The sequence below is a fragment of the Burkholderia sp. AU39826 genome (assembly GCF_020419965.1).
Lineage (GTDB): Bacteria > Pseudomonadota > Gammaproteobacteria > Burkholderiales > Burkholderiaceae > Burkholderia > Burkholderia semiarida.
Window position 1 is genome coordinate 25,994 of the sequence record NZ_JAIZQG010000013.1, and the last position, 20,522, is coordinate 46,515.

The window sequence follows — 20,522 nt, forward strand, 5'->3', positions numbered from 1 at the left end:
CGGCGCGCTATTGTCGCCGCGCGCCCGGCGCCTTGTCATCCGACAGGAAACCCTGACGCATCCCGCCGGGCCCGCCCCGGCCGGTCTTTCCGGCCTGTTCGAGGATGAACTCTATGAACGTGGCGGTGGCGCGCGTGTGGTGGCGGTTCGGCATGTACAGCATGTACATGTGCGTGCCGAAGATGCTGAGCCGGTATGCGTCGAGCGACGTGACGACGGTGCCGTGCCGCAGGTCGTCCTGCATCACGTAGTCGGGCACGATGCCGACGCCGATCCCCGCGAGGATCGCCTGGCGCAGGAACAGGAAGTTCTCCGAAATCAGCGTCGGTTCGAGCAGCACCTCGTGGCGCTCGTCGCCGAGATACGCGGCGATTCGTAACTGCCGGCCGAGCACCGTCGCGGTGACGACCGGCGCGGCGGCCAGCGCGCCGAGCGTCGCTGGCATCCCGTGCGCGGCCGCGAACGCGGGCGACGCGCACGCGACGTAGCGCACCGCGCCCATGTCGCGCGCGACGAGGTTCTGCGGCGGCTCCGACATCACGCGGATCGCGATGTCGACTTCGTCGCGCATCAGGTCTTCCACGCGATTCTCGAACACCACGTCGAGCACGATGCCCGGATGCAGCCGCTTGAACGCGAGCAGCCACTCGGACATCACCATCTGCCCATAGCCGCTCGGCACCGACAGCCGCACGCGGCCCTGCAGGTCCTGCCCGAGCGTCGTCACCGATTCCTGCGCGGCCAGCAATTCGTTGCGGATGCGCCGGCCATGCTCGTACAGCTTGAGCCCGATCTCGGTCGGCTCGATGCGCCGCGTCGTGCGCCGCACGAGCTGCTGGCCGATCGAGCGTTCGAGCTGGTTCAGCCGGTAGCTGACGTTCGCCCGGCTCATCTTGAGCCGCTGCGCGGCCTTGCTGAGATTGCCCGCGTCGAGGATCTCGACGAGCAGCGTCAGCGCGTTCAGGTCCATCCGGGGTCTCCTGATCCGTCCCGCTTAAAGGGCCGAAACAACGGGCCGAAACGGTTCGAAAGCATTCAATGTCAAGTCGGACTTGACAGCTTGTAAAGGCGCGCGGGAATTGTCAATGAATCTCGATCAATCGAGAATCGAGTCATGCCCGGCAACCACGCCGGACCGTTTCCCGCCGCGCGGGACCCCGCTCGCGAACCGGCGTCGCCGCCGACCCGGCGGCCGGTCCCGCCCGCCCGGCGCACCGCACCCGGAGACACGATGAATTCACCCGCTTCCCCCGAAACATCCGCCACCGGCACCGTCACGCGCGAACGGCGCGACAAGGTGCTCGTCGTCACGATCGATCACCCGCCCGTCAACGCGTTGTCCGCCGACGTGCGGCGCGGCCTCGCCGACGCGATCGACGCCGCCCAGGCCGACGACGCGATCCGCGCGGTGCTGATCGTCGGCGCCGGCCGCAACTTCATCGCGGGCGCCGACATCCGCGAATTCGGCAAGCCGCCCGTGCCGCCGTCGCTGCCCGACGTGTGCGAGCGGATCGAATCGGGCGCGAAGCCGGTCGTGGTCGCGCTGCACGGCGCGACGCTCGGCGGCGGCCTCGAGGTCGCGCTCGCCGCGCATTACCGGCTCGCGGTGCCCGGCGCGAAGCTCGGGCTGCCCGAAGTGACGCTCGGCCTGCTGCCCGGCGCGGGCGGCACGCAGCGCGCGCCGCGCCTGATCGGCGCGAAGCCCGCGCTCGACCTGATGCTGACGGGCCGCCATGCGAGCGCGGAGGAAGCGCTCGCGCTCGGCCTCGTCGATCGCATCGCGCACAGCGACGACACGCTCGCCGAAGGGCTCGCCTATGCGCAGGAACTCGTGTCGCTCGGCGCGCCGGTGCGCCGCACGCGCGACGCGCAGGGCCTCGCCGACCGCGCGGCCGCGCAGGCCGCGATCGACGCGGCGCGCGCGGAATTGCCGAAGAAGTCGCGTGGCCTTTTCTCGCCGGCGAAGATCGTCGACGCGGTCGAGGCCGCGCTCACGCAGTCGTTCGACGCGGGGATGAAGCTCGAACGCGGCCTGTTCCTGCAGTGCGTCGACAGCCCGCAGCGCGCCGGCCTCGTGCATGCGTTCTTCGCGGAACGCGAGGCGGCGAAGGCGCCCGAGGCGCGGCACGCGAGCGCACGGCCGGTCGAGCGGATCGGCGTGGTCGGCGGCGGCACGATGGGCGCGGGCATCGCGGTCGCGGCGCTCGACGCCGGGCTGCCGGTGACGATGATCGAGCGCGACGACGCGTCGCTCGCGCGCGGCCGGGCGCACGTCGAGAAGGTGTACGACGGCCTCGTCGCGAAAGGGCGGATGACGCCGGCCGCGCACGCGGCGCGCCTCGCGCGCTTCAAGGGCAGCACGTCGTACGACGCGCTCGCGCAGGCCGACGTCGTGATCGAAGCCGTGTTCGAGGACATGGCCGTGAAGCAGGCGGTGTTCGCCGAACTCGCCCGCGTGTGCAAGCCGGGCGCGGTGCTCGCGACCAACACGTCGTATCTCGACATCGACGCGCTCGCCGCGAGCATCGACCGGCCGGCCGACGTGATCGGCCTGCATTTCTTCTCGCCGGCCAACGTGATGAAGCTGCTCGAGATCGTCGTGCCGAAGCGCGTGAGCGCGGACGTCGTCGCGACCGCGTTCGCGCTGGCCAGGCAGTTGAAGAAGACGCCGGTGCGCGCGGGCGTGTGCGACGGCTTCATCGGCAACCGGATCCTCGCCGTCTACCGGACGGCGGCCGACTATCTGATGGAAGACGGCGCGTCGCCGTACCAGATCGATCGCGCGGTGCGCGCGTTCGGTTTCCCGATGGGCCCGTTCCAGGTCGTCGACCTCGCGGGCGGCGACATCGGCTGGGCGACCCGCAAGCGCCGCGCGGCGACGCGCGATCCGAACGCGCGCTACGTGGAGATTTCCGACCGGCTGTGCGAGCGCGGCTGGTTCGGGCAGAAGACCGGCCGCGGCTACTACCTGTATCCGGACGGCGCACGTGTCGGCACGCCCGACCCGGAAGTCGAGGCGATCGTCGCGGAAGAACGCGCGAAGAAGGGCGTCACGCCGCGCACGTTCACCGATGAAGCAATCCTGCGCCGCTACCTCGCCGCGATGATCAACGAAGGTGCGAACGTCGTGCACGAGAAGATCGCGCTGCGCCCGCTCGACGTCGACGCGGTGTTCCTGTACGGCTACGGCTTCCCGCGCTATCGCGGCGGCCCGATGCACTACGCGGACACGGTCGGCCTCGCGAACGTGCTCGCCGATATCCGCGCATTCGCGAAGGAAGATCCGCTGTTCTGGAAGCCGTCGCCGCTGCTCGTCGATCTCGTCGCGCGCGGCGCGGATTTCGCGAGCCTGAACCGCATCGACTGAACGCCCACCGCATCCGCAACGGACCTACGATGAACCTCGATTTCACTCCCGAAGAGGAAGCGTTCCGCACCGAAGTGCAGCGCTTCCTGCAAGCCGAACTGCCCGAGCGCATCGCGCGCAAGGTGAAGGGCGGCCTGCATCTCACGCGCGACGACATGCGCGAATGGCACGCGATCCTGAATGCCCGCGGCTGGCTCGCGAGCCACTGGCCGCGCGAATACGGCGGCCCCGGCTGGAGCGTCGCGCAGAAGTTCCTGTTCGACAACGAATGCGCGCTCGCCGGCGCGCCGCGCATCGTGCCGTTCGGCGTGAACATGCTCGGCCCCGTGCTGATCAAGTACGGCAGCGACGCGCAGAAGCGTCACTGGCTGCCGCGCATTCTCGACGGCACCGACTGGTGGTGCCAGGGCTACTCGGAGCCGGGCGCCGGGTCCGATCTCGCGTCGGTGAAGACCACCGCGGTACGCCACGGCGATCACTACGTCGTGAACGGCCAGAAGACGTGGACCACGCTCGGCCACTACGCGAACATGATCTTCTGCCTCGTGCGCACCGCGACCGACGTGCGCAAGCAGGAAGGCATCAGCTTCCTGCTGATCGACATGAGCACCCCGGGCGTCGAGGTCCGCCCGATCATCACGCTCGACGGCGAGCACGAGGTGAACGAGGTTTTCTTCACCGACGTGCGCGTGCCGGTGGAGAACCTGGTCGGCGAGGAGAATCGCGGCTGGACCTACGCGAAATATCTGCTCACGTACGAGCGCACCAACATCGCGGGGATCGGCTTCTCGACCGCCGCGCTCGACCGCCTGCGCGCGGTGGCCGCGAAGGTCATGAAGAACGGCCGGCCGCTCGCCGACGATCCGTTCTTCGCGGCGCGCGTCGCACGCGTCGAGATCGAGCTGGAAAACATGCGCACGACCAACCTGCGCGTGCTGGCCGCGGTCGCCGGCGGCGGCGTGCCGGGCGCGGAAAGCTCGATGCTGAAGATTCGCGGCACGCAGATCCGCCAGGAGATCGCCGCGCTGATGCGGCGAGCGATGGGGCCGTACGCGCAGCCGTTCGTCGATGAAGCGCTCGATGCCGATTACGACGGCGAACCGGTCGGCCCGGAAGAAGCCGCGAGCGCCGCGCAGCAGTATTTCAACAACCGGAAGCTGTCGATCTTCGGCGGCTCGAACGAGATCCAGAAGAACATCATCGCGAAGATGATGCTCGGGCTGTGACGAGGGACGCGACGATGGATTTCCAGCACACAGAAGACCGCCGGATGCTGGCGGACACGTTGAACCGCTTCATCGCCGAACAGTACGCGTTCCCGGTGCGCGACCGCATCGCGCAGTCGGCCGAAGGCTTCGACCGCGCGATGTGGCGGCGCTTCGCCGAACTCGGTACGGTCGGCGCGCTGTTCGCCGAAGCCGACGGCGGCTTCGGCGGCGCGGGCTTCGATATCGCCGTGGTGTTCGAATGCCTCGGGCGCGGGCTCGTCGTCGAGCCGTTCCTCGGCGCGCTGCTCGCGGGCCGTGCGCTCGCGCTCGCCGGCGGCGACGCGCATCGCGAGCGGCTCGCCGCGCTGATCGACGGCAGCGCGAGCGCCGCGTTCGCGCACGACGAACCGGGCTCGCATTACGAGCTGACGACCGTGCGCACGCGCGCCGAACGTGCAGGCGACGGCTGGGTGCTGACGGGCGCGAAGGGCGTCGTCGACCAGGCCGCGCAGGCGGCGTTCTTCGTCGTCAGCGCGCGCGTGTCGGGGCGCGACGACGATGCGGCCGGCATCGGCCTGTTCGTCGTGCCGGCCGATGCGCCGGGCGTGTCGCTGCGCGATTACAGGAAGATCGACGGCGGCCGCGCGGCCGAAGTGCGCTTCGAGCGCGTCGCGCTGCCGGCCGATGCCGCGCTCGGCGCGCCGGATGCGCTCGACGGCGAAGCGGGCGCCGAGTTGCTCGAACGCGTGCTCGGCTACGGGCTGCTCGCGCTGTCGGCGGAAGCGCTCGGCGCGATGGACGTCGCGAAGGCGCACACGCTCGACTACCTGCGCACGCGCAAGCAGTTCGGGATGCCGATCGGCAGCTTCCAGGCGCTGCAGCACCGGATGGCCGACCTGCTGCTCGAAGTCGAGCAGGCGCGCTCGGCCGTGATCAACGCCGCCGCGCAGCTCGATGCGCCGCGCGTGGTGCGCGAGCGCGCGCTCGCCGCGGCGAAATACAGCATCGGCCGGATCGGCACGCTCGTCGCGGAGGAAAGCATCCAGCTGCACGGCGGGATCGGGATGACGTGGGAGCTGCCGCTGTCGCATTACGCGAAGCGTCTCGTGATGATCGATCACCAGCTCGGCGACGAGGATCACCACCTCGCGCGCTACATCGCGCTGTCGAAACAATAAGCGGCGAAACGCGAATGGAGGAGACAAGGATGACGAACGACACGTGCGCGCTGCCGCTGGCCGGCGTGAAGGTGCTCGATTTCTCGCGCGTGCTCGCGGGCCCGTGGTGCGCGATGGTGCTCGCCGATTTCGGCGCGGAGGTGATCAAGGTCGAGCATCCGGCGCGCGGCGACGATACGCGCGACTGGGGGCTGCGGATCGGCGACACCGAAACCACCTATTTCAACAGCGTGAACCGCAGCAAGCGGTCGATCTGCGTCGACCTGCAGACGGAAGCCGGCCGGCGTATCGCGCGCGAGCTGGCCGCGCAGGCCGACGTGGTGATCCACAACTTCAAGTGCGGCGGCGCGGAGAAGCTCGGGCTCGGCTACGACGCGCTGGCCGAACTGAATCCGCGGCTCGTGCATTGCGCGATCTCCGGCTACGACCGCTCCGGCCCGGAGGCCGGGCGGCCCGGCTACGACCTCGTCGTGCAGGGCGAGGCCGGGCTGATGGCGCTGAACGGCGAGGCCGGCCAGCCGCCGCTGAAGTTCGGCGTCGCGGCGGTCGACCTGTTCACCGGCATGTATTCGGCGCAGGCGATCCTCGCCGCGTTGTACGAACGCCATGCGACCGGGCGCGGGCGGCGCATCGAGATGGCGCTGTTCGACTGCGGGCTGATGATCACCGCGTACTACGGGCTCGACGCGCTGCTGATGGGCGAGGACCCGCCGCGCTACGGTAACGCGCATCCGTCGATCGTGCCGTACGGCGTGTTCGACGCGGCCGACGGCCCGCTCGTGATCACGGTCGGCAACAACACGCAGTTCGCACGCTTTTGCGATGCGATCGAGCGGCCCGATCTCGCGGCGGACGAACGCTACAGGACCAACCTCGGCCGCTCGGAGAATCGCGCCGACCTGCTGCCCGAGATTCGTGGCGAACTCGCGCGCCGGTCGCGCGCGACGCTGCTGGCGGCGCTCGCCGAGGCGGGCATTCCGTGCGGCGAAGTGCTCGGATTGCACGAAGCGCTGACGTCCGAACGCGCGACCCGCGCCGGGCTCGTCACGCGGCAGCCGCATCCGGTCGCGGGCGGCGTCGACGTGCTCGCGCCGCCGTACCGCTTCGACGGCGCGCGGCTGCCGGTGCGCGGCGCGCCGCCGGTGCTCGGCGCGGATACCGACGCGGTGCTCGGCGGCTGGCTCGGGATGTCGGCGGAGGACGTCGCGCGGCTGCGGGCGGACCGCGTCGTGTAACGCATTGATGTGCCGCCACGGCGCGGGCGGATGCCGATCACGCGCCGATCATCCACAAGACAGCTCTCGCGACGACGAGGCGACTTGCCCTGCGGGGACCTGAGTAGGCGCTGAAACGCCAACTCAGTTCGACCGCGAAGCATGGGACCGGAGTAAGCGCTAAAGCACTAACTCTGGTCGACACCGGAGACAACATGGAGCTTTCCGTCATCGAATCGGTCACGGCGCGCCGCGACTACCAGCAACTCGTGCGCGCACGGCGCCGCTTCAGCTTCACGCTCACCGCGCTGATGATCGCCACGTACTACGGCTTCATCCTGCTCGTCGCGCTCGCGCCGCACGTGCTCGCCGCGCCGCTGTACCGCGGCGCGACGACGACGGTCGGGATCGCCGCGGGCGTCGCGATCATCCTGATCGCGATCGGCCTGACCGCGTGCTACGTGCTGCGCGCGAACCGTGCGTTCGACCGCCGCGTCGACGCGATCCTGCAACGTCCGTGACGGAGGCCGACATGCGACTCATTTCGAACGCGCTCGGCGCGCTGGCCGTTCTCGTTGCCTCCACCGCCCATGCGACCGGCGTCGCCGGCCCGATGCCCGACAAGGTCGAGCTGAACCCGGTCGCGATCGCGATGTTCTTCGCGTTCGTGTTCGCGACGCTCGCGCTCACGCGCTGGGCCGCGCGCCGCACGCGCTCGACGCGCGATTTCTACACGGCCGGCGGCGGCATCACCGGGCTGCAGAACGGGCTCGCGATCGCGGGCGACTACATGTCGGCCGCGTCGTTCCTCGGGCTGTCGGGGATGGTGTTCATGTTCGGCTTCGACGGGCTGATCTACTCGATCGGCTTCCTGGTCGGCTGGCCGTTCGTGATGTTCCTGATCGCCGAACCGCTGCGCAACCTCGGCAGGTTCACGTTCGTCGACGTCGTCGCGTATCGCTTCGCGCAGCGGCCGATCCGGCTGCTGACGTCCGCGAACGCGCTGACGATCGTCGTGCTGTACCTCGTCGTGCAGATGGTCGGCGCGGGCAAGCTGATCCAGTTGCTGTTCGGGCTGTCGTACGGCACGGCCGAGCTGATCGTCGGCGTGCTGATGGTCGTCTACGTATTCTTCGGCGGAATGACCGCGACCACCTGGGTGCAGGTGATCAAGGCCGTGCTGCTGCTCGCCGGCGCGACGCTGCTCGCGTGGCTCGCGCTCGGCGAATTCGGCTTCAGCATCGACGCGATGTTCCGCCGCGCGGTGGCCGTGCATCCGGGCGCGCTGTCGATCATGGGGCCCGGCAAGCTGATCCGCGACCCGGCCAACGCGCTGTCGCTCGGCATCGCGCTGATGTTCGGCACGGCCGGCTTCCCGCACATCCTGATGCGCTTCTTCACGGTGCCGAACGCGAAGGAGGCGCGCAAGTCGGTGCTGTACGCGACCGGCTTCATCGGCTACTTCTACCTGCTCACCTTCGTGATCGGCTTCTCGGCGATCGTGCTGCTCGCGCAGCATCCGGAGTTCTTCAAGCTCGGCGCGAACGGCACGTTCAACCTGACGCACGACCTGCTCGGCGGGTCGAACATGGTCGCGGTGAAGCTCGCGCAGGCGGTGGGCGGCAACTGGTTCTACGGATTCATCGCGGCCGTCACGTTCGCGACGATCCTCGCGGTGGTCGCCGGGCTGACGCTCGCCGGCGCGACGACGATCTCGCACGATCTCTATGCGCAGATGTGGGCCCGCGGCAAGCCCGACGAGCGGCTGGAGATGCGCATTTCGCGCGCGGCGACGATCGGGCTGTCGGCCGTCGCCATCGCGCTGTCGATCCTGTTCGAGCACGTGAACGTCGCGTTCATGGTCGGGCTCGTCGCGGCGGTGGCCGCGAGCGCCAATTTCCCGGTGCTCGCGATGTCGATCTTCTGGCGCGGGATGACCACGCGCGGCGCGGTGCTCGGCGGCGGCCTCGGCCTCGTGTCGGCGGTCGCGCTCACGGTACTGTCGAAGTCGGTGTGGGTCGACGTGCTGCACCACGCGCATGCGGCGGTGTTCCTCGACAATCCGGCGCTCGTGTCGGTGCCGCTCGCGTTCGTCGGGATCGTCGTCGGCTCGCTCCTGGATCGCGGCGAGCGCGCACGCCGCGAGCGCGACGCGTTCTCGCGGCAGGAGTTCTACGCGCAGACGGGCGTGCTCGCGAGCCGGGCCGTGCAGCACTGATTCGTCCGATGAAACGATGGATCCGTCCGGATCGCCGGACGGATATTTTCCGGAAATCCGGAATACCGGATTTCCTTGCCTGCCGCATTATGAGAAATACAATGAAAACAACGGCTTGAGGGGTTCCGGAAACCTGGCATCGACCTTGCAATATAAAGCGCATGGCCGGCCCCCGGCCTGACTATTAAACCAAGGAGACAACCGATGACCAATGCCTTCCTCCCCCTCCGGATGTCCTGAGGCATCGCTTGTTGCGGCACGGCAGCCGCGCGGGCGAATGCCTTCGGGGGGATTGCCCCCCGTTCTCATTCATCCCTGCGCGCGTGACGCCGTTTCCACCGGCTCATCTACTTCAGCAGGAACCATCGTGAAGAAGAAACCCTTCTACAAAGTGCTCTATGTGCAGGTGATCTTCGCCATCATCGTCGGCGTGATCCTCGGCCACTACTACCCGTCGATCGCCACCGACATGAAACCGCTCGGCGACGGCTTCATCAAGCTGATCAAGATGGTGATCGGCCCGATCATCTTCTGTACGGTCGTCACCGGCATCGCCGGCATGGAGGACATGAAGAAGGTCGGCCGCGTCGGCGGCAAGGCGCTGCTGTACTTCGAGATCGTGTCGACCTTCGCGCTGCTGCTCGGCCTCGCGGCCACGCACCTGCTGCGCCCGGGCGTCGGCTTCAACATCGATCCGGCGACGCTCGACGGCAAGGCCGTCGCGTCGTACGCGGCGAAGGCGCACGGGCAGTCGACGGTCGACTTCCTGATGCACATCATCCCGAACACGATGGTCGATGCGTTCGCGCAGGGTGAAATCCTGCAGATCCTGCTGATCGCGCTGCTGTTCGGCAGCGTGCTCGCGCACCTCGGCGAGCGCGGCAAGGTCGTGACCGACTTCATCGACGGCCTGACGCGCGTGCTGTTCGGCATCGTGCACATCGTCACGAAGCTGGCGCCGATCGGCGCGTTCGGCGCGATGGCGTTCACGATCGGCAAGTACGGCGTCGGCTCGCTGGTGCCGCTGCTCAAGCTGATCGGCACGTTCTACCTGACGTCGCTCGTGTTCGTGCTCGTCGTGCTCGGCGCGATCGCGCGCTTCACCGGCTTCTCGATCATCCGCTTCGTGTCGTACATCAAGGAAGAGCTGCTGATCGTGCTCGGCACGAGCTCGTCGGAAGCCGCGCTGCCGCAGCTGATGGAAAAGCTCGAGAAGGCTGGCTGCTCGCGTTCGGTCGTTGGCCTCGTCGTGCCGACCGGCTATTCGTTCAACCTCGACGGCACCAACATCTACATGACGATGGCCGTGCTGTTCATCGCGCAGGCGACCAACATCGAGCTGACGTGGATGCAGCAGCTCACGCTGCTGGCCGTCGCGATGCTCACGTCGAAGGGCGCGAGCGGCGTGACCGGCGCGGGCTTCATCACGCTCGCCGCGACGCTGGCCGTCGTGCCGACGATCCCGCTGTCGGGCATGGTGCTGATCCTCGGCATCGACCGCTTCATGAGCGAATGCCGCGCGCTGACCAACATCGTCGGCAACGGCGTGGCGACGGTCGTCGTGTCGGCGTGGGAGAGGGAGCTCGACCGCAACAAGCTGCGCCAGGCGCTGAAGGGCGGCGGCGAAGTCGCGCCGACCGAGACGACGGCCGGCGTCTGACGCGATGAGCGAGCAGGCGGCGGTGCCGCCCGCGGGCGGCGCGCCGCGCGGCGGCCCGGGCATCGATGCGGAGCCCTATGACACAATAGGCGATCCGCATCGTCAGGAAGCCTCGACCGTGACGCGCCGCCTGCTCATCCTCGTCGTGCTCGCCGCCGCGCTCGCCGCGGCGTGCGCGCTGACGTGGACGATCACCTGGCAGCGCGGCGTCGCCGAGCTGCAGCGCAATGCCGCGGTGCGCGTCGATCGCACCACCAACGCGCTCAAGAGCACGCTCGACCGCTACGAATCGCTGCCTTATCTGCTCGGCAGCCATCCGTACGTGCAGGATCTGCTCGCCGAGCCGAAGCGCGGCGACTACACCGCGCGCGTCAACCGCTATCTCGAAGATCTGAACGAGCACGCGCACGCGACCGTCACCTACGTGATCGGCGCGGACGGCCTGTGCGTCGCCGCCAGCAACTGGCGCGCGCCCGACAGCTTCGTCGGGATCGAATACCGTTTCCGCCCGTATTTCGTCGATGCGATGAACGGCCGGGTCGGCCGCTTCTTCGGGATCGGCACGATCTCGCGCGACCCCGGCTACTACATCTCGCAGCCCGTGTGGCGCGACGGCAGGATCGCGGGCGTCGTCGTCGTGAAGCTCAATCTCGAATGGTTCCAGGGCGCCGATGCGTCGGAGCCGCTCGTCGTCGTGGACGATCACGGCGTCGTGTTCCTGTCGTCCGTGCCCGCCTGGAAGTACCACACGCTGCGCCCGCTCACGGGGCCTGTGGCCGCATCGATCTACGAAACGCGCCAGTATGCGCAGCAGCCGGTCACGCCGCTGCCGCTGCGCGTCGAGCAGACGCTCGGCGCCGATGCGGAAATCGTGCGCCTCGGCGCCGGCCGGCGCGCGCCGCGCTTTCTCGCCAGCAAGCGCCGGATCGGCGAGCCCGACTGGCTGCTGGTCACGCTCGCGCCGATCGCGCCGATCGACGCCGACGCGCGCAACGCGACGATCGTCACCGGCTTCGGCTTCGTGTCGGTCGCGCTGCTCGCGTTCTACTGGCGGATGCGCCGCGCCCGCGTGCGCGAGATGATCCGGGGCCGCGCGCTGCTGCAGCAGGCGTACGCGGAGCTGAACCGGCGCGTCGAGGAGCGTACGGCCGATTTGTCTGAAGCGAACGAGCAGTTGCAGAAGGAAGTCGGCGACCGGATCCGCGCGGAGCAGGAGCTGCGCGCCGCGCACGACGAACTGATCCAGGCGAGCAAGCTCGCCGCGCTCGGCCAGATGGCGGCCGGCATCACGCATGAACTGAACCAGCCGCTCGCGGCGCTGCGCAGCTTCTCGGACAACACGCGCGTGCTGCTCGATCGCGGCGAGCAGGCCGCCGCGCGCGAGAATCTCGAGGCGATCGCCGCGCTCACCGAGCGGATGGGCAAGATCACGAACCAGTTGAAGCTGTTCGTCGGCCGCGCGAAGCCGCGCAACGAGCAGGCGCTCGTCGTGCGTGCGCTGCGCAGCGTGCTGTCGCTGCTCGACGAGCGCCTGCGCGGCGTCGCGCTCACGCTGACGCTGCAGGATGCCACCGTGTCGCCCGCGCACGACGCGCCGCTTGATCTGGCACGCGACTATCCCGAACTCGTCGCGCGCTGCGAGGATCTGCGCCTCGAACAGGTGCTGATCAATCTGCTCGGCAACGCGCTCGACGCGGTGGCCGGCGTCGCGGCGCCGGCCATCGAGGTGACGATCGCGGTGTCGGCCGCGACGCTCGCGGTCGAGGTGCGCGACAACGGCTCCGGCATCGCGCCCGATTTGCTGCCGCGCCTGTTCGAGCCGTTCTTCACGACCAAGGAAATGGGGCGCGGGCTCGGGCTCGGCCTCGCGATCTCGTCGTCGATCGCCAGCGACGCGGGCGGTGCGCTGACCGCCCGCAACGCCCCGTCGGGCGGCGCGCTGTTCGTCTTGACGCTGCGGCGCGCCCGCACGCATCATCCGGACTCCGTGTCCGAGCCGGCGGGCTCGCATTAGCCTGGACGGGCGGCAGGATGCAGGCCCGGTCGGCGACGACCGGCATCAACGAGAGCCGCGCGGGCGCCGCGCGGCCTGTCAGGAGCAAGTGACCAAGATGGCCAACCGGCTGCAAGTGATCTATATCGAAGACGATGCGCTCGTGCGCCGGGCGAGCGTGCAGAGCCTTCAACTGGCGGGCTTCGACGTCGCCGGCTTCGAGTCGGCCGAGGCGGCCGAGAAGGCGCTCGTCGCGGATACCGCCGGCGCGATCGTGAGCGACATCCGGCTGCCGGGTGCCAGCGGGCTCGACGTGCTCGCGCAGTGCCGCGAGCGCGTGCCCGACGTGCCGGTGATCCTCGTCACCGGGCACGGCGACATCTCGATGGCCGTGCAGGCGATGCGCGACGGCGCGTACGACTTCATCGAGAAGCCGTTCGCGGCCGAGCGCCTGATCGAGACGGTACGCCGCGCGCTCGAGCGCCGCGAGCTCGTGCTCGAGAACCACGCGCTGCGGCGCGAGCTGGCCGGGCAGAACGTCGTCGCGCCGCGCATCATCGGCCGCAGCCCGGCGATCGAGCAGGTGCGCAAGCTGATCGCGAACATCGCGCCGACCGACGCGTCGGTGCTGATCAACGGCGACACGGGCGCCGGCAAGGAGCTGATCGCGCGCAGCCTGCACGAGCTGTCGCCGCGCCGCGACAAGCCGTTCATCGCGGTCAATTGCGGCGCACTGCCCGAGCCGATGTTCGAGTCGGAGATGTTCGGCTACGAGCCCGGCGCGTTCACCGGCGCGGCGAAGCGGCGCGTCGGCAAGCTCGAATACGCGTCCGGCGGCACGCTGTTCCTCGACGAAATCGAAAGCATGCCGCTCGCGCTGCAGGTGAAGCTCTTGCGCGTGCTGCAGGACGGCGTGCTGGAGCGGCTCGGCTCGAACCAGCCGATCCGCGTGAACTGCCGCGTGGTCGCGGCCGCGAAGGGCGACATGAGCGAGCTCGTCGCGGCCGGCACGTTCCGGCGCGACCTGCTGTACCGGCTCAACGTCGTGACGATCGCGCTGCCGCCGCTTGCCGAGCGCCGCGAGGACATCGTGCCGCTGTTCGAGCACTTCATGCTCGACGCGGCCGTGCGCTACGGGCGGCCCGCGCCGGTGCTGACCGACCGGCAGCGCGCGAGCCTGATGCAGCGCGACTGGCCGGGCAACGTGCGCGAGCTGCGCAACGCAGCCGACCGCTTCGTGCTCGGCGTGGCCGACATGCCGCAGGAAACGGGCGCGGGCGACGCGGCCGACAACGACCAGACGCTGAAGGAGCGCATCGAGCAGTTCGAGCGCGCGGTGATCGCCGAGGCGCTGAACCAGACGGGCGGCGCGGTCGCGGCGACGGCCGACCGGCTGCATGTCGGGAAGGCGACGCTGTACGAGAAGATGAAGCGCTACGGGCTGTCGGCGAAAGGCGAAACCGAGCGCTGAAATGCAAACGGACCGCGGTGCGGTCCGTTTTGCGGAGCAGGGCGCGGTGTGCGGCCCTGCAAGTCCTGCCGTGCGGTGGGCGGCATGCGGCGCTCAGGCCGCGTTGCCGTCGAGCGCCTTCTTGAGTAGCGCGTCGAGTTCCGCGAATTGCGGCGCGCCGACGTAGCGCTTCAGGATCTTGCCGTCCTTGTCGACGACGAAGGTCGTCGGCGTGAGCTGCACGTTGCCGAACTGCTTCGCGACGCTGCCGTCGTCGAGCGCGACCTTGAACGGCAACTGGCGCGTCTGCGCGTAGTTCGCGACGTACATCGGCGGATCGTAGTTCATCGCGACCGCGACGAATTCCAGCCCCTGACCCTTGAAGCGATTGTAGGTATCGACCATCTGCGGCATTTCCTGCATGCAGGTCGCGCAGCTCGTCGCCCAGAAGTTCACGAGATAGACCTTGCCCTTCAGGTCGCCGGCGGTCGAGACCTTCTGGCCCGACAGCAGCGTGAAGGTCGCGTCCGGCACGCTGGACTTGCCGTTGAACGCGAAAAAGCCGGCGACGGCGATCGCCGCGACGACGGCGGCCGCGACGAGGTAGCGCACGGGGCCGGCGCTGCGGCGGGTGGAAGGCGTGGTGTTCATCTGGTGCTCTCGGAGTCGATGACGCGGATCGATGCAAACGACGTCGACGAAAAGGACGTCGAAATTCGGCGCTCATTTTAGCGCGAATGCGGCGCGCGCACCGGCGGCGGCCCCGCATCCCGGTTTCCGGGTTCGGCGGATAATGGCCCTTTTTGCCTGCCGCGATCCACGCCATGCCGAAGGAAGTCATCGATTCGTTGCGCCCCCTTTTTCGTCCGCTGCGACACTTCGCCGCGCTGGCCTGCCTGAGCGCCGCCCTGGCCGCGTGCTCGCCGTCGTACGACTGGCGCACGCTGCACAACGATGCCGGCTATACGATCGACCTGCCGGCGAAGCCGACCGTCGAGGAGCAGCCGGTGGTGCTCGGCGGCACGTCGATGCCGATGCGGATGCAGGCCGCGCACGTCGACGGCGCGGTATTCGCGGTCGGCACGCTGACGCTGCCCGACGATCGCGACGACACGCGCCGCGCGGCGCTCGAATTCCTGCGCGCCGGGCTGTCGCGCAACCTCGACGGCACGCCGCGGACGGCGGCGGTGCCGGTGCCGCTCGCGGCCGGCGGTGCGGTGAGCGGGGTCGAGCTGCGCATCGCGGGCGCGGCCGCCGGCGGCGATCGTGCCCGCAAGACAATCATCGCGCGGCTCGCCGCGCGCGGCCGGCACGCGTACCAGGCCGTCGTGATCGCCGACGGGCCGCTCGCGCAAGAGCAGCTCGACCAGTTTTTCGGCTCGTTCAAACTCGATTGACGACGGCCGGCGAGGGCGCTCAGACACGCTGCGACAACTGAAAGTTCATTCGCAGCTTTCGACGCTAATCGCCGGATTTTGCGAGGGTTTTTCGACTATCCACAGCGCATGTGGATAACTTTGTTGAAAAGTGGCGCGCATTTCTCGCAAAGCCGCGCCGGACGGCCTTCCGGCCCGTTTGGCCGCCCGCTCGCGGTTTGAGAAAAATCAATTAAAACAACGGGATACGAATTCCCTCCGGCAAAGGCCGCGGCGAGCCGCGATCCGGGGCCGGATTCGCGAAATTGTGCATAAGTCAAGTCTTGACAGCCTGATTTTGTCCTCCTCGCGCGCTCACAGCGCCGTCAACGCGCGCCGGTAGCGGATCGCCTCGGCGATCTGCGCGGCCGTCGGCAGCGGGTCGCCGGCCAGGTCGGCGATCGTCCGCGCGACTTTCAGCACGCGGAAATACGCGCGCGCCGACCAGCCGAAGCGCTCGCCGGCCTCGCGCAGCAACCGCTCGCCTTCGTCGGTCGGCCGGCACAGGTCGTCGGTTTCGCGGCCGCTCAGCATGTGATTCGTCTTGCCCTGCCGCTCGAGCTGCAGCGCACGCGCCTGCGCGACCCGGGCGGCCACCGCCGCGCTCGGCTCGCCGGGCGTCGTCGCGCGCGTCGCGAGTTCGGCCGGCGACAGCGCGGGCAGGTCGATCTGGATGTCGATGCGATCGAGCAGCGGCCCCGACAGCTTGCGCAGATAGCGGGCGGCCACGTCCGGCGAGCAGCGGCAGCGCCCGGACGGATCGCCGTGCCAGCCGCACGGGCACGGGTTCATCGCGGCGATCAACTGGCACGCGGCGGGGAAGTCGGCCTGCTGGGCCGCGCGCGAGATCGTGATGCGGCCGGCTTCCAGCGGCTCGCGCAGCATTTCCAGCACGTGACGGTCGAATTCCGGCAGTTCGTCGAGAAACAGCACGCCGAGGTGCGCGAGCGTGATTTCGCCCGGCTGCGGCGGATTGCGGCCGCCCACTAGCGCGGCGGCGCTCGACGAGTGATGCGGCGCGCGGAACGGCCGGCGGCGCCACTGCGCGGGCGAGAAGCCGAGCCGGCTCGCGGACAGCAGCGCGGCCGAGGTCAGCGCCTCGTCGTCGGTGAGCGGCGGCAGCAGCCCCGCGAGGCGCGCGGCCAGCATCGACTTGCCGGCCCCGGGCGGCCCGACCATCAGCATGTGATGGCCGCCCGCGGCCGCGACTTCGAGCGCGCGCCGGGCGCCCCGCTGCCCGACGACGTCCGCGAGGTCGGGGGCGGCCGGCGCCGGCAGGCCGTCGAGGCAGGGCGCCGCGACCGGCGCGAGCCGCCCGTCCGGCGCATCGGCGAGGTGCGCGCACAGTGCGGGCAGGTCGCGTGCACCGAATACGGTCACGCCCGGCACGAGCGCGGCCTCTGCTGCGCTGTCGAGCGGCAGATACAGCTCGGGCGGCCGCGATGTCGCGGTGCAATCGCGCGGGGCGGGGAAATCAAGGCTCGGGCCGCCGGCGCTGCCTGCGCCGGATTGCGTCGCGCGCCAGTCCCGCGCGGCGCCGCAGGCCATCGCGAACGCGCCGCGCATCGGCCGCAGCGCGCCCGTCAGCGACAGCTCGCCCGCGAATTCACGGCCGGCCAGCGCGTCGGCCGGAATCTGGCCGTTCGCGGCAAGGATGCCGAGCGCGATCGGCAGGTCGAAACGGCCCGATTCCTTCGGCAGATCGGCCGGCGCGAGATTGACGGTGATGCGGCGCACCGGGAATTCGAATCCGCAGTTCTGCAGCGCGGCGCGCACGCGCTCGCGGCTTTCGCGGACTTCGAGATCGGGCAGCCCGACGATCGAGAACGACGGCAATCCGTTGGCGAGATGGACTTCGACGGTGACGTCCGGCGCGCGGCCGGAGGCGGGCGCGCGACTGCGCACCACGGCGAGCGACATGGCGAGGCTCCTGCATGACGGGCGGACGACGGCCGTTCGGGGCCGCACGCCGCGGAAATCGGAGAAATCGGTGCGCGCTTGCCGGCGTGGCGCGGGGAAAGAACGAGGTGTTGCGAACGACGAACTGCGAAGAGCGATGGACTGCGAAGAGCGGAGGATGCTGCGAAGAACGATGAACGGCGAAGAGCGGAGGTACGGCGAAGACCGACGAACGACGAAGCGGGGAGGAAGGTGGCGGGCGCAGGCCGCACGTGGCGGCCCGCGCCCGGACCTTGCGGCCGGGTGGGGCGTCAGGCCTGCGGGGCGGCGAGCTTCTGCTCGAGTTCCGCGACGCGCTTTTCGAGTTCCTCGAGGCGCACGCGGGTGCGGGCGAGCACCTGTGCCTGGGTGTCGAATTCCTCGCGCGTGACGAGATCGAGCTTCGAGAAGCCTTGCGACAGCATGGCCTTCACGTTGCGCTCGACGTCCTTGGCCGGCGAGTTTTTCAGCAAATCGCTGACGCGCGATTGCAGGTCGTTGAAAACGTCGCTGGGTTGCTTCATGGTGATTCCCCTTCCTTGCACAAAAAATGTGCATCTTCAGTTGCGTACGTGCCCATGATGCACGCATGACCGGAAATGGTGCGCGCGGGGCGCGAATTCCGGGCATGGCGCCCGCATGGGTGAATGGCCCGGCGTTCCGGGACGTGCGTGCACTCTAGCAACGATCCTTTCGCCGCGCCAGCAAAGCGGCCCATGTTGGCCATTCGGCCGGGCTTCCGCGCCTTACACCACGCGATGTGACCCCGTTCCGAAGCCGTTCGAGACGGTGTTCGGGCCGACATGGCATGCGAGTTGCTGAGAAGAGTCCGTTACAACATTCCAACCAATTCGACGGGACAACCCAGCGAGAGGACTTCATGAAACTCATTACCGCAATCATCAAGCCGTTCAAGCTCGATGAGACGCGCGAGGCGCTGTCGGCGCTTGGCGTCTCGGGCATCACGGTGACGGAGGTGAAAGGGTTCGGGCGCCAGAAGGGGCACACCGAGCTGTACCGGGGCGCCGAATACGTGGTCGATTTCCTGCCGAAGATGAAGATCGAGGCGGCCGTCTCCGACGATCTCGTCGACCAGGCGGTGGAAGCGATCGAGCGGGCGGCGCGCACGGGCAAGATCGGCGACGGCAAGATCTTCGTCACGCCGATCGAACAGGTGATCCGGATTCGCACCGGGGAGACGGGCGCCGACGCGCTGTGACAGAACAGACAAGACAAGCGACAAGAGGAAACCCAAGATGCGCAAACTTCTGATGTCCCTGCTGATGGCAGGCTCGCTGATCGCGGCCGGCGTCGGCTCCGCGCTCGCGGACGACGCGGCGTCCGCCGCGGCTGGTTCCACCGCGGCTGCTTCCGCGCCCGCCGCCACCGCTTCCGACGCATCAGGCGCCGCCGCGCCGGCGGCTTCCGCACCGGCCGCCGACGCATCCGCCGCCGCACCGGCTTCGGGCGCGGCCGACGCATCGGCTGCCGCCGCCGCGTCCGCGCCGGCCGCCCCGGCCGCACCGACGGCCCCGTTCTCGGTCGATTCGTCGAAGATCAGCGCGGGCGACACCGCGTGGATGCTGACGTCCACCGCGCTCGTGCTGTTCATGACGATCCCCGGCCTCGCGCTGTTCTACGCGGGCATGGTCCGCAAGAAGAACGTGCTCGCGACCGTGATGCAGAGCTTCGCGATCACCGCGCTGATCACGGTGCTGTGGACGGTGGTCGGCTACAGCCTCGCGTTCACGCCGGGCAACGGCTTCATCGGCGGCCTGTCGCGCGTGTTCCTGCACGGCATGGCCTACGTGAAGGGCGACAAGGCGACGACGCTGACCGTCAGCCACCTCGCGTCGACGATTCCGGAATCGGTCTACTTCGTCTACCAGATGACGTTCGCGATCATCACGCCGGCGCTGATCTGCGGCGCGTTCGCCGACCGGATGAAGTTCTCGGCGATGCTCGTGTTCATGACGCTCTGGTCGCTGATCGTCTATGTGCCGATCGCGCACATGGTGTGGGAGCCGACCGGCTGGCTGTCGGCCGACGGCGTGCTCGACTTCGCGGGCGGCACGGTGGTGCACATCAACGCCGGTATCGCGGGCCTCGTGTCGTGCCTGGTGCTCGGCAAGCGCGTCGGCTACGGTCGTGAATCGATGGCGCCGCACAACCTGGTGCTGACGATGATCGGCGGCTCGATGCTGTGGGTCGGCTGGTTCGGCTTCAACGCGGGTTCGGCGGTCGCGGCCGACGGCCGTGCCGGCTTCGCGATGCTGACCACGCAAGTCGCGACCGCCTGCGCGGCGCTCGGCTGGATGTTCGCCGAGTGGATCGCGAAGGGCAAGCCGTCGGTGCTCGGCATCGTGTCGGGCGCGGTCGCGGGTCTCGTGGCGATCACGCCGGCAGCCGGCTTCGTCGGCGTGGCGGGCGCGCTCGTGATCGGCATCGCGGCGGGCGTGATCTGCTTCTGGTCGGCCACCTGGCTCAAGTCGAAGCTCGGCTACGACGATTCGCTCGACGCGTTCGGCGTGCACGGCATCGGCGGGATTCTCGGTGCGCTGCTGACCGGGGTATTCGCGGTCAAGGACATCGGCGGTTTCGACGGCAGCCTGCTGCTGCAGGCGAAGGGCGTGGTGATCACGCTGGTCTACAGCGGCGTGCTGAGCTTCGTGCTGCTGAAGCTGATCGACCTGACGATCGGCCTGCGCGTGACCGAAGAGGAAGAGCGCGAAGGTCTCGACGTGATCCTGCACGGCGAGCACGTGGAATAAGTCACACGAATCAACGGCGGGCCGCCGCGACGACGGCGCCCGCTCCGAATGAGCGCAGCGACTTCGGCCCGCCTCACCGGCGGGCTTTTTTTCTCCTGTCACCCGCTGCC

16 protein-coding genes are annotated in these 20,522 nt (G+C 69.1%); 12 read left to right on the forward strand and 4 right to left on the reverse strand.

Translation table 11 applies throughout. The features are described from left to right. Window positions 1-7: 7 nt before the first annotated feature. Window positions 8-970, reverse strand: a complete 963-nt coding sequence (locus tag LGM42_RS21110) for a LysR family transcriptional regulator (protein WP_226233099.1) — start codon at window positions 968-970, stop codon at window positions 8-10. Window positions 971-1,231: 261 nt separating this feature from the next. Here LGM42_RS21110 and LGM42_RS21115 point away from each other — a divergent pair, with 261 nt between their 5' ends. The 9 genes from LGM42_RS21115 to LGM42_RS21155 all read left to right on the forward strand — a co-directional run bounded on the left by LGM42_RS21115 (window position 1,232) and on the right by LGM42_RS21155 (window position 14,309). Beyond that, window positions 1,232-3,367, forward strand: coding sequence for a 3-hydroxyacyl-CoA dehydrogenase NAD-binding domain-containing protein (locus tag LGM42_RS21115; RefSeq protein WP_226233100.1), 2,136 nt, complete (start codon window positions 1,232-1,234; stop codon window positions 3,365-3,367). Window positions 3,368-3,396: 29 nt separating this feature from the next. Continuing rightward, window positions 3,397-4,593 (forward strand): acyl-CoA dehydrogenase family protein, encoded by a 1,197-nt coding sequence (locus LGM42_RS21120; RefSeq protein WP_226233101.1) that lies wholly within the window; start codon window positions 3,397-3,399, stop codon window positions 4,591-4,593. Window positions 4,594-4,607: 14 nt separating this feature from the next. Next, complete coding sequence (locus LGM42_RS21125) at window positions 4,608-5,753, forward strand: acyl-CoA dehydrogenase family protein (RefSeq protein WP_059576158.1); 1,146 nt, start codon at window positions 4,608-4,610, stop codon at window positions 5,751-5,753. A gap of 29 nt (window positions 5,754-5,782) precedes the next feature. After that, window positions 5,783-6,988 carry a CaiB/BaiF CoA transferase family protein gene (locus tag LGM42_RS21130; protein ID WP_226233102.1) on the forward strand — a complete coding sequence of 402 codons (1,206 nt, stop codon included), beginning with the start codon at window positions 5,783-5,785 and terminating at the stop codon, window positions 6,986-6,988. A gap of 194 nt (window positions 6,989-7,182) precedes the next feature. After that, on the forward strand, window positions 7,183-7,488 hold the full coding sequence (locus tag LGM42_RS21135) for a DUF485 domain-containing protein (RefSeq protein WP_059576041.1): 306 nt from the start codon (window positions 7,183-7,185) through the stop codon (window positions 7,486-7,488). An 11-nt stretch (window positions 7,489-7,499) separates the two neighbouring features. Further along, window positions 7,500-9,185: a cation acetate symporter gene (locus tag LGM42_RS21140; RefSeq protein ID WP_226233103.1), complete on the forward strand. Its 1,686-nt coding sequence runs from the start codon at window positions 7,500-7,502 to the stop codon at window positions 9,183-9,185. A 367-nt stretch (window positions 9,186-9,552) separates the two neighbouring features. After that, window positions 9,553-10,845 carry a dicarboxylate/amino acid:cation symporter gene (locus LGM42_RS21145; protein ID WP_226233104.1) on the forward strand — a complete coding sequence of 431 codons (1,293 nt, stop codon included), beginning with the start codon at window positions 9,553-9,555 and terminating at the stop codon, window positions 10,843-10,845. A gap of 4 nt (window positions 10,846-10,849) precedes the next feature. Beyond that, window positions 10,850-12,859, forward strand: a complete 2,010-nt coding sequence (locus LGM42_RS21150; RefSeq protein ID WP_226233105.1) for a sensor histidine kinase — start codon at window positions 10,850-10,852, stop codon at window positions 12,857-12,859. A gap of 97 nt (window positions 12,860-12,956) precedes the next feature. After that, entirely contained in the window at window positions 12,957-14,309 is a 1,353-nt protein-coding gene (locus LGM42_RS21155) for a sigma-54-dependent transcriptional regulator (protein ID WP_226233153.1), read from the forward strand. Window positions 14,310-14,402: 93 nt separating this feature from the next. On the opposite strand, the gene LGM42_RS21160 is transcribed toward LGM42_RS21155, so the two are convergent. Further along, complete coding sequence (locus LGM42_RS21160; RefSeq protein ID WP_059576053.1) at window positions 14,403-14,939, reverse strand: peroxiredoxin family protein; 537 nt, start codon at window positions 14,937-14,939, stop codon at window positions 14,403-14,405. A gap of 173 nt (window positions 14,940-15,112) precedes the next feature. Here LGM42_RS21160 and LGM42_RS21165 point away from each other — a divergent pair, with 173 nt between their 5' ends. Continuing rightward, entirely contained in the window at window positions 15,113-15,685 is a 573-nt protein-coding gene (locus LGM42_RS21165; protein ID WP_060312467.1) for a hypothetical protein, read from the forward strand. A gap of 333 nt (window positions 15,686-16,018) precedes the next feature. Here the strand turns inward: LGM42_RS21165 and LGM42_RS21170 are convergent, their stop codons facing one another. Together LGM42_RS21170 and LGM42_RS21175 are read right to left on the reverse strand one after the other, a co-directional pair. Then, window positions 16,019-17,623: a YifB family Mg chelatase-like AAA ATPase gene (locus tag LGM42_RS21170; RefSeq protein WP_060312469.1), complete on the reverse strand. Its 1,605-nt coding sequence runs from the start codon at window positions 17,621-17,623 to the stop codon at window positions 16,019-16,021. A gap of 290 nt (window positions 17,624-17,913) precedes the next feature. Further along, window positions 17,914-18,165, reverse strand: a complete 252-nt coding sequence (locus tag LGM42_RS21175) for an accessory factor UbiK family protein (RefSeq protein ID WP_006489451.1) — start codon at window positions 18,163-18,165, stop codon at window positions 17,914-17,916. 356 nt (window positions 18,166-18,521) lie between these two features. Here LGM42_RS21175 and LGM42_RS21180 point away from each other — a divergent pair, with 356 nt between their 5' ends. Together LGM42_RS21180 and LGM42_RS21185 are read left to right on the forward strand one after the other, a co-directional pair. Further along, entirely contained in the window at window positions 18,522-18,860 is a 339-nt protein-coding gene (locus LGM42_RS21180; RefSeq protein WP_006398175.1) for a P-II family nitrogen regulator, read from the forward strand. Between the two features lie 37 nt (window positions 18,861-18,897). Continuing rightward, window positions 18,898-20,412, forward strand: a complete 1,515-nt coding sequence (locus LGM42_RS21185; RefSeq protein WP_226233106.1) for an ammonium transporter — start codon at window positions 18,898-18,900, stop codon at window positions 20,410-20,412. The last annotated feature ends 110 nt before the right edge of the window (window positions 20,413-20,522 follow it).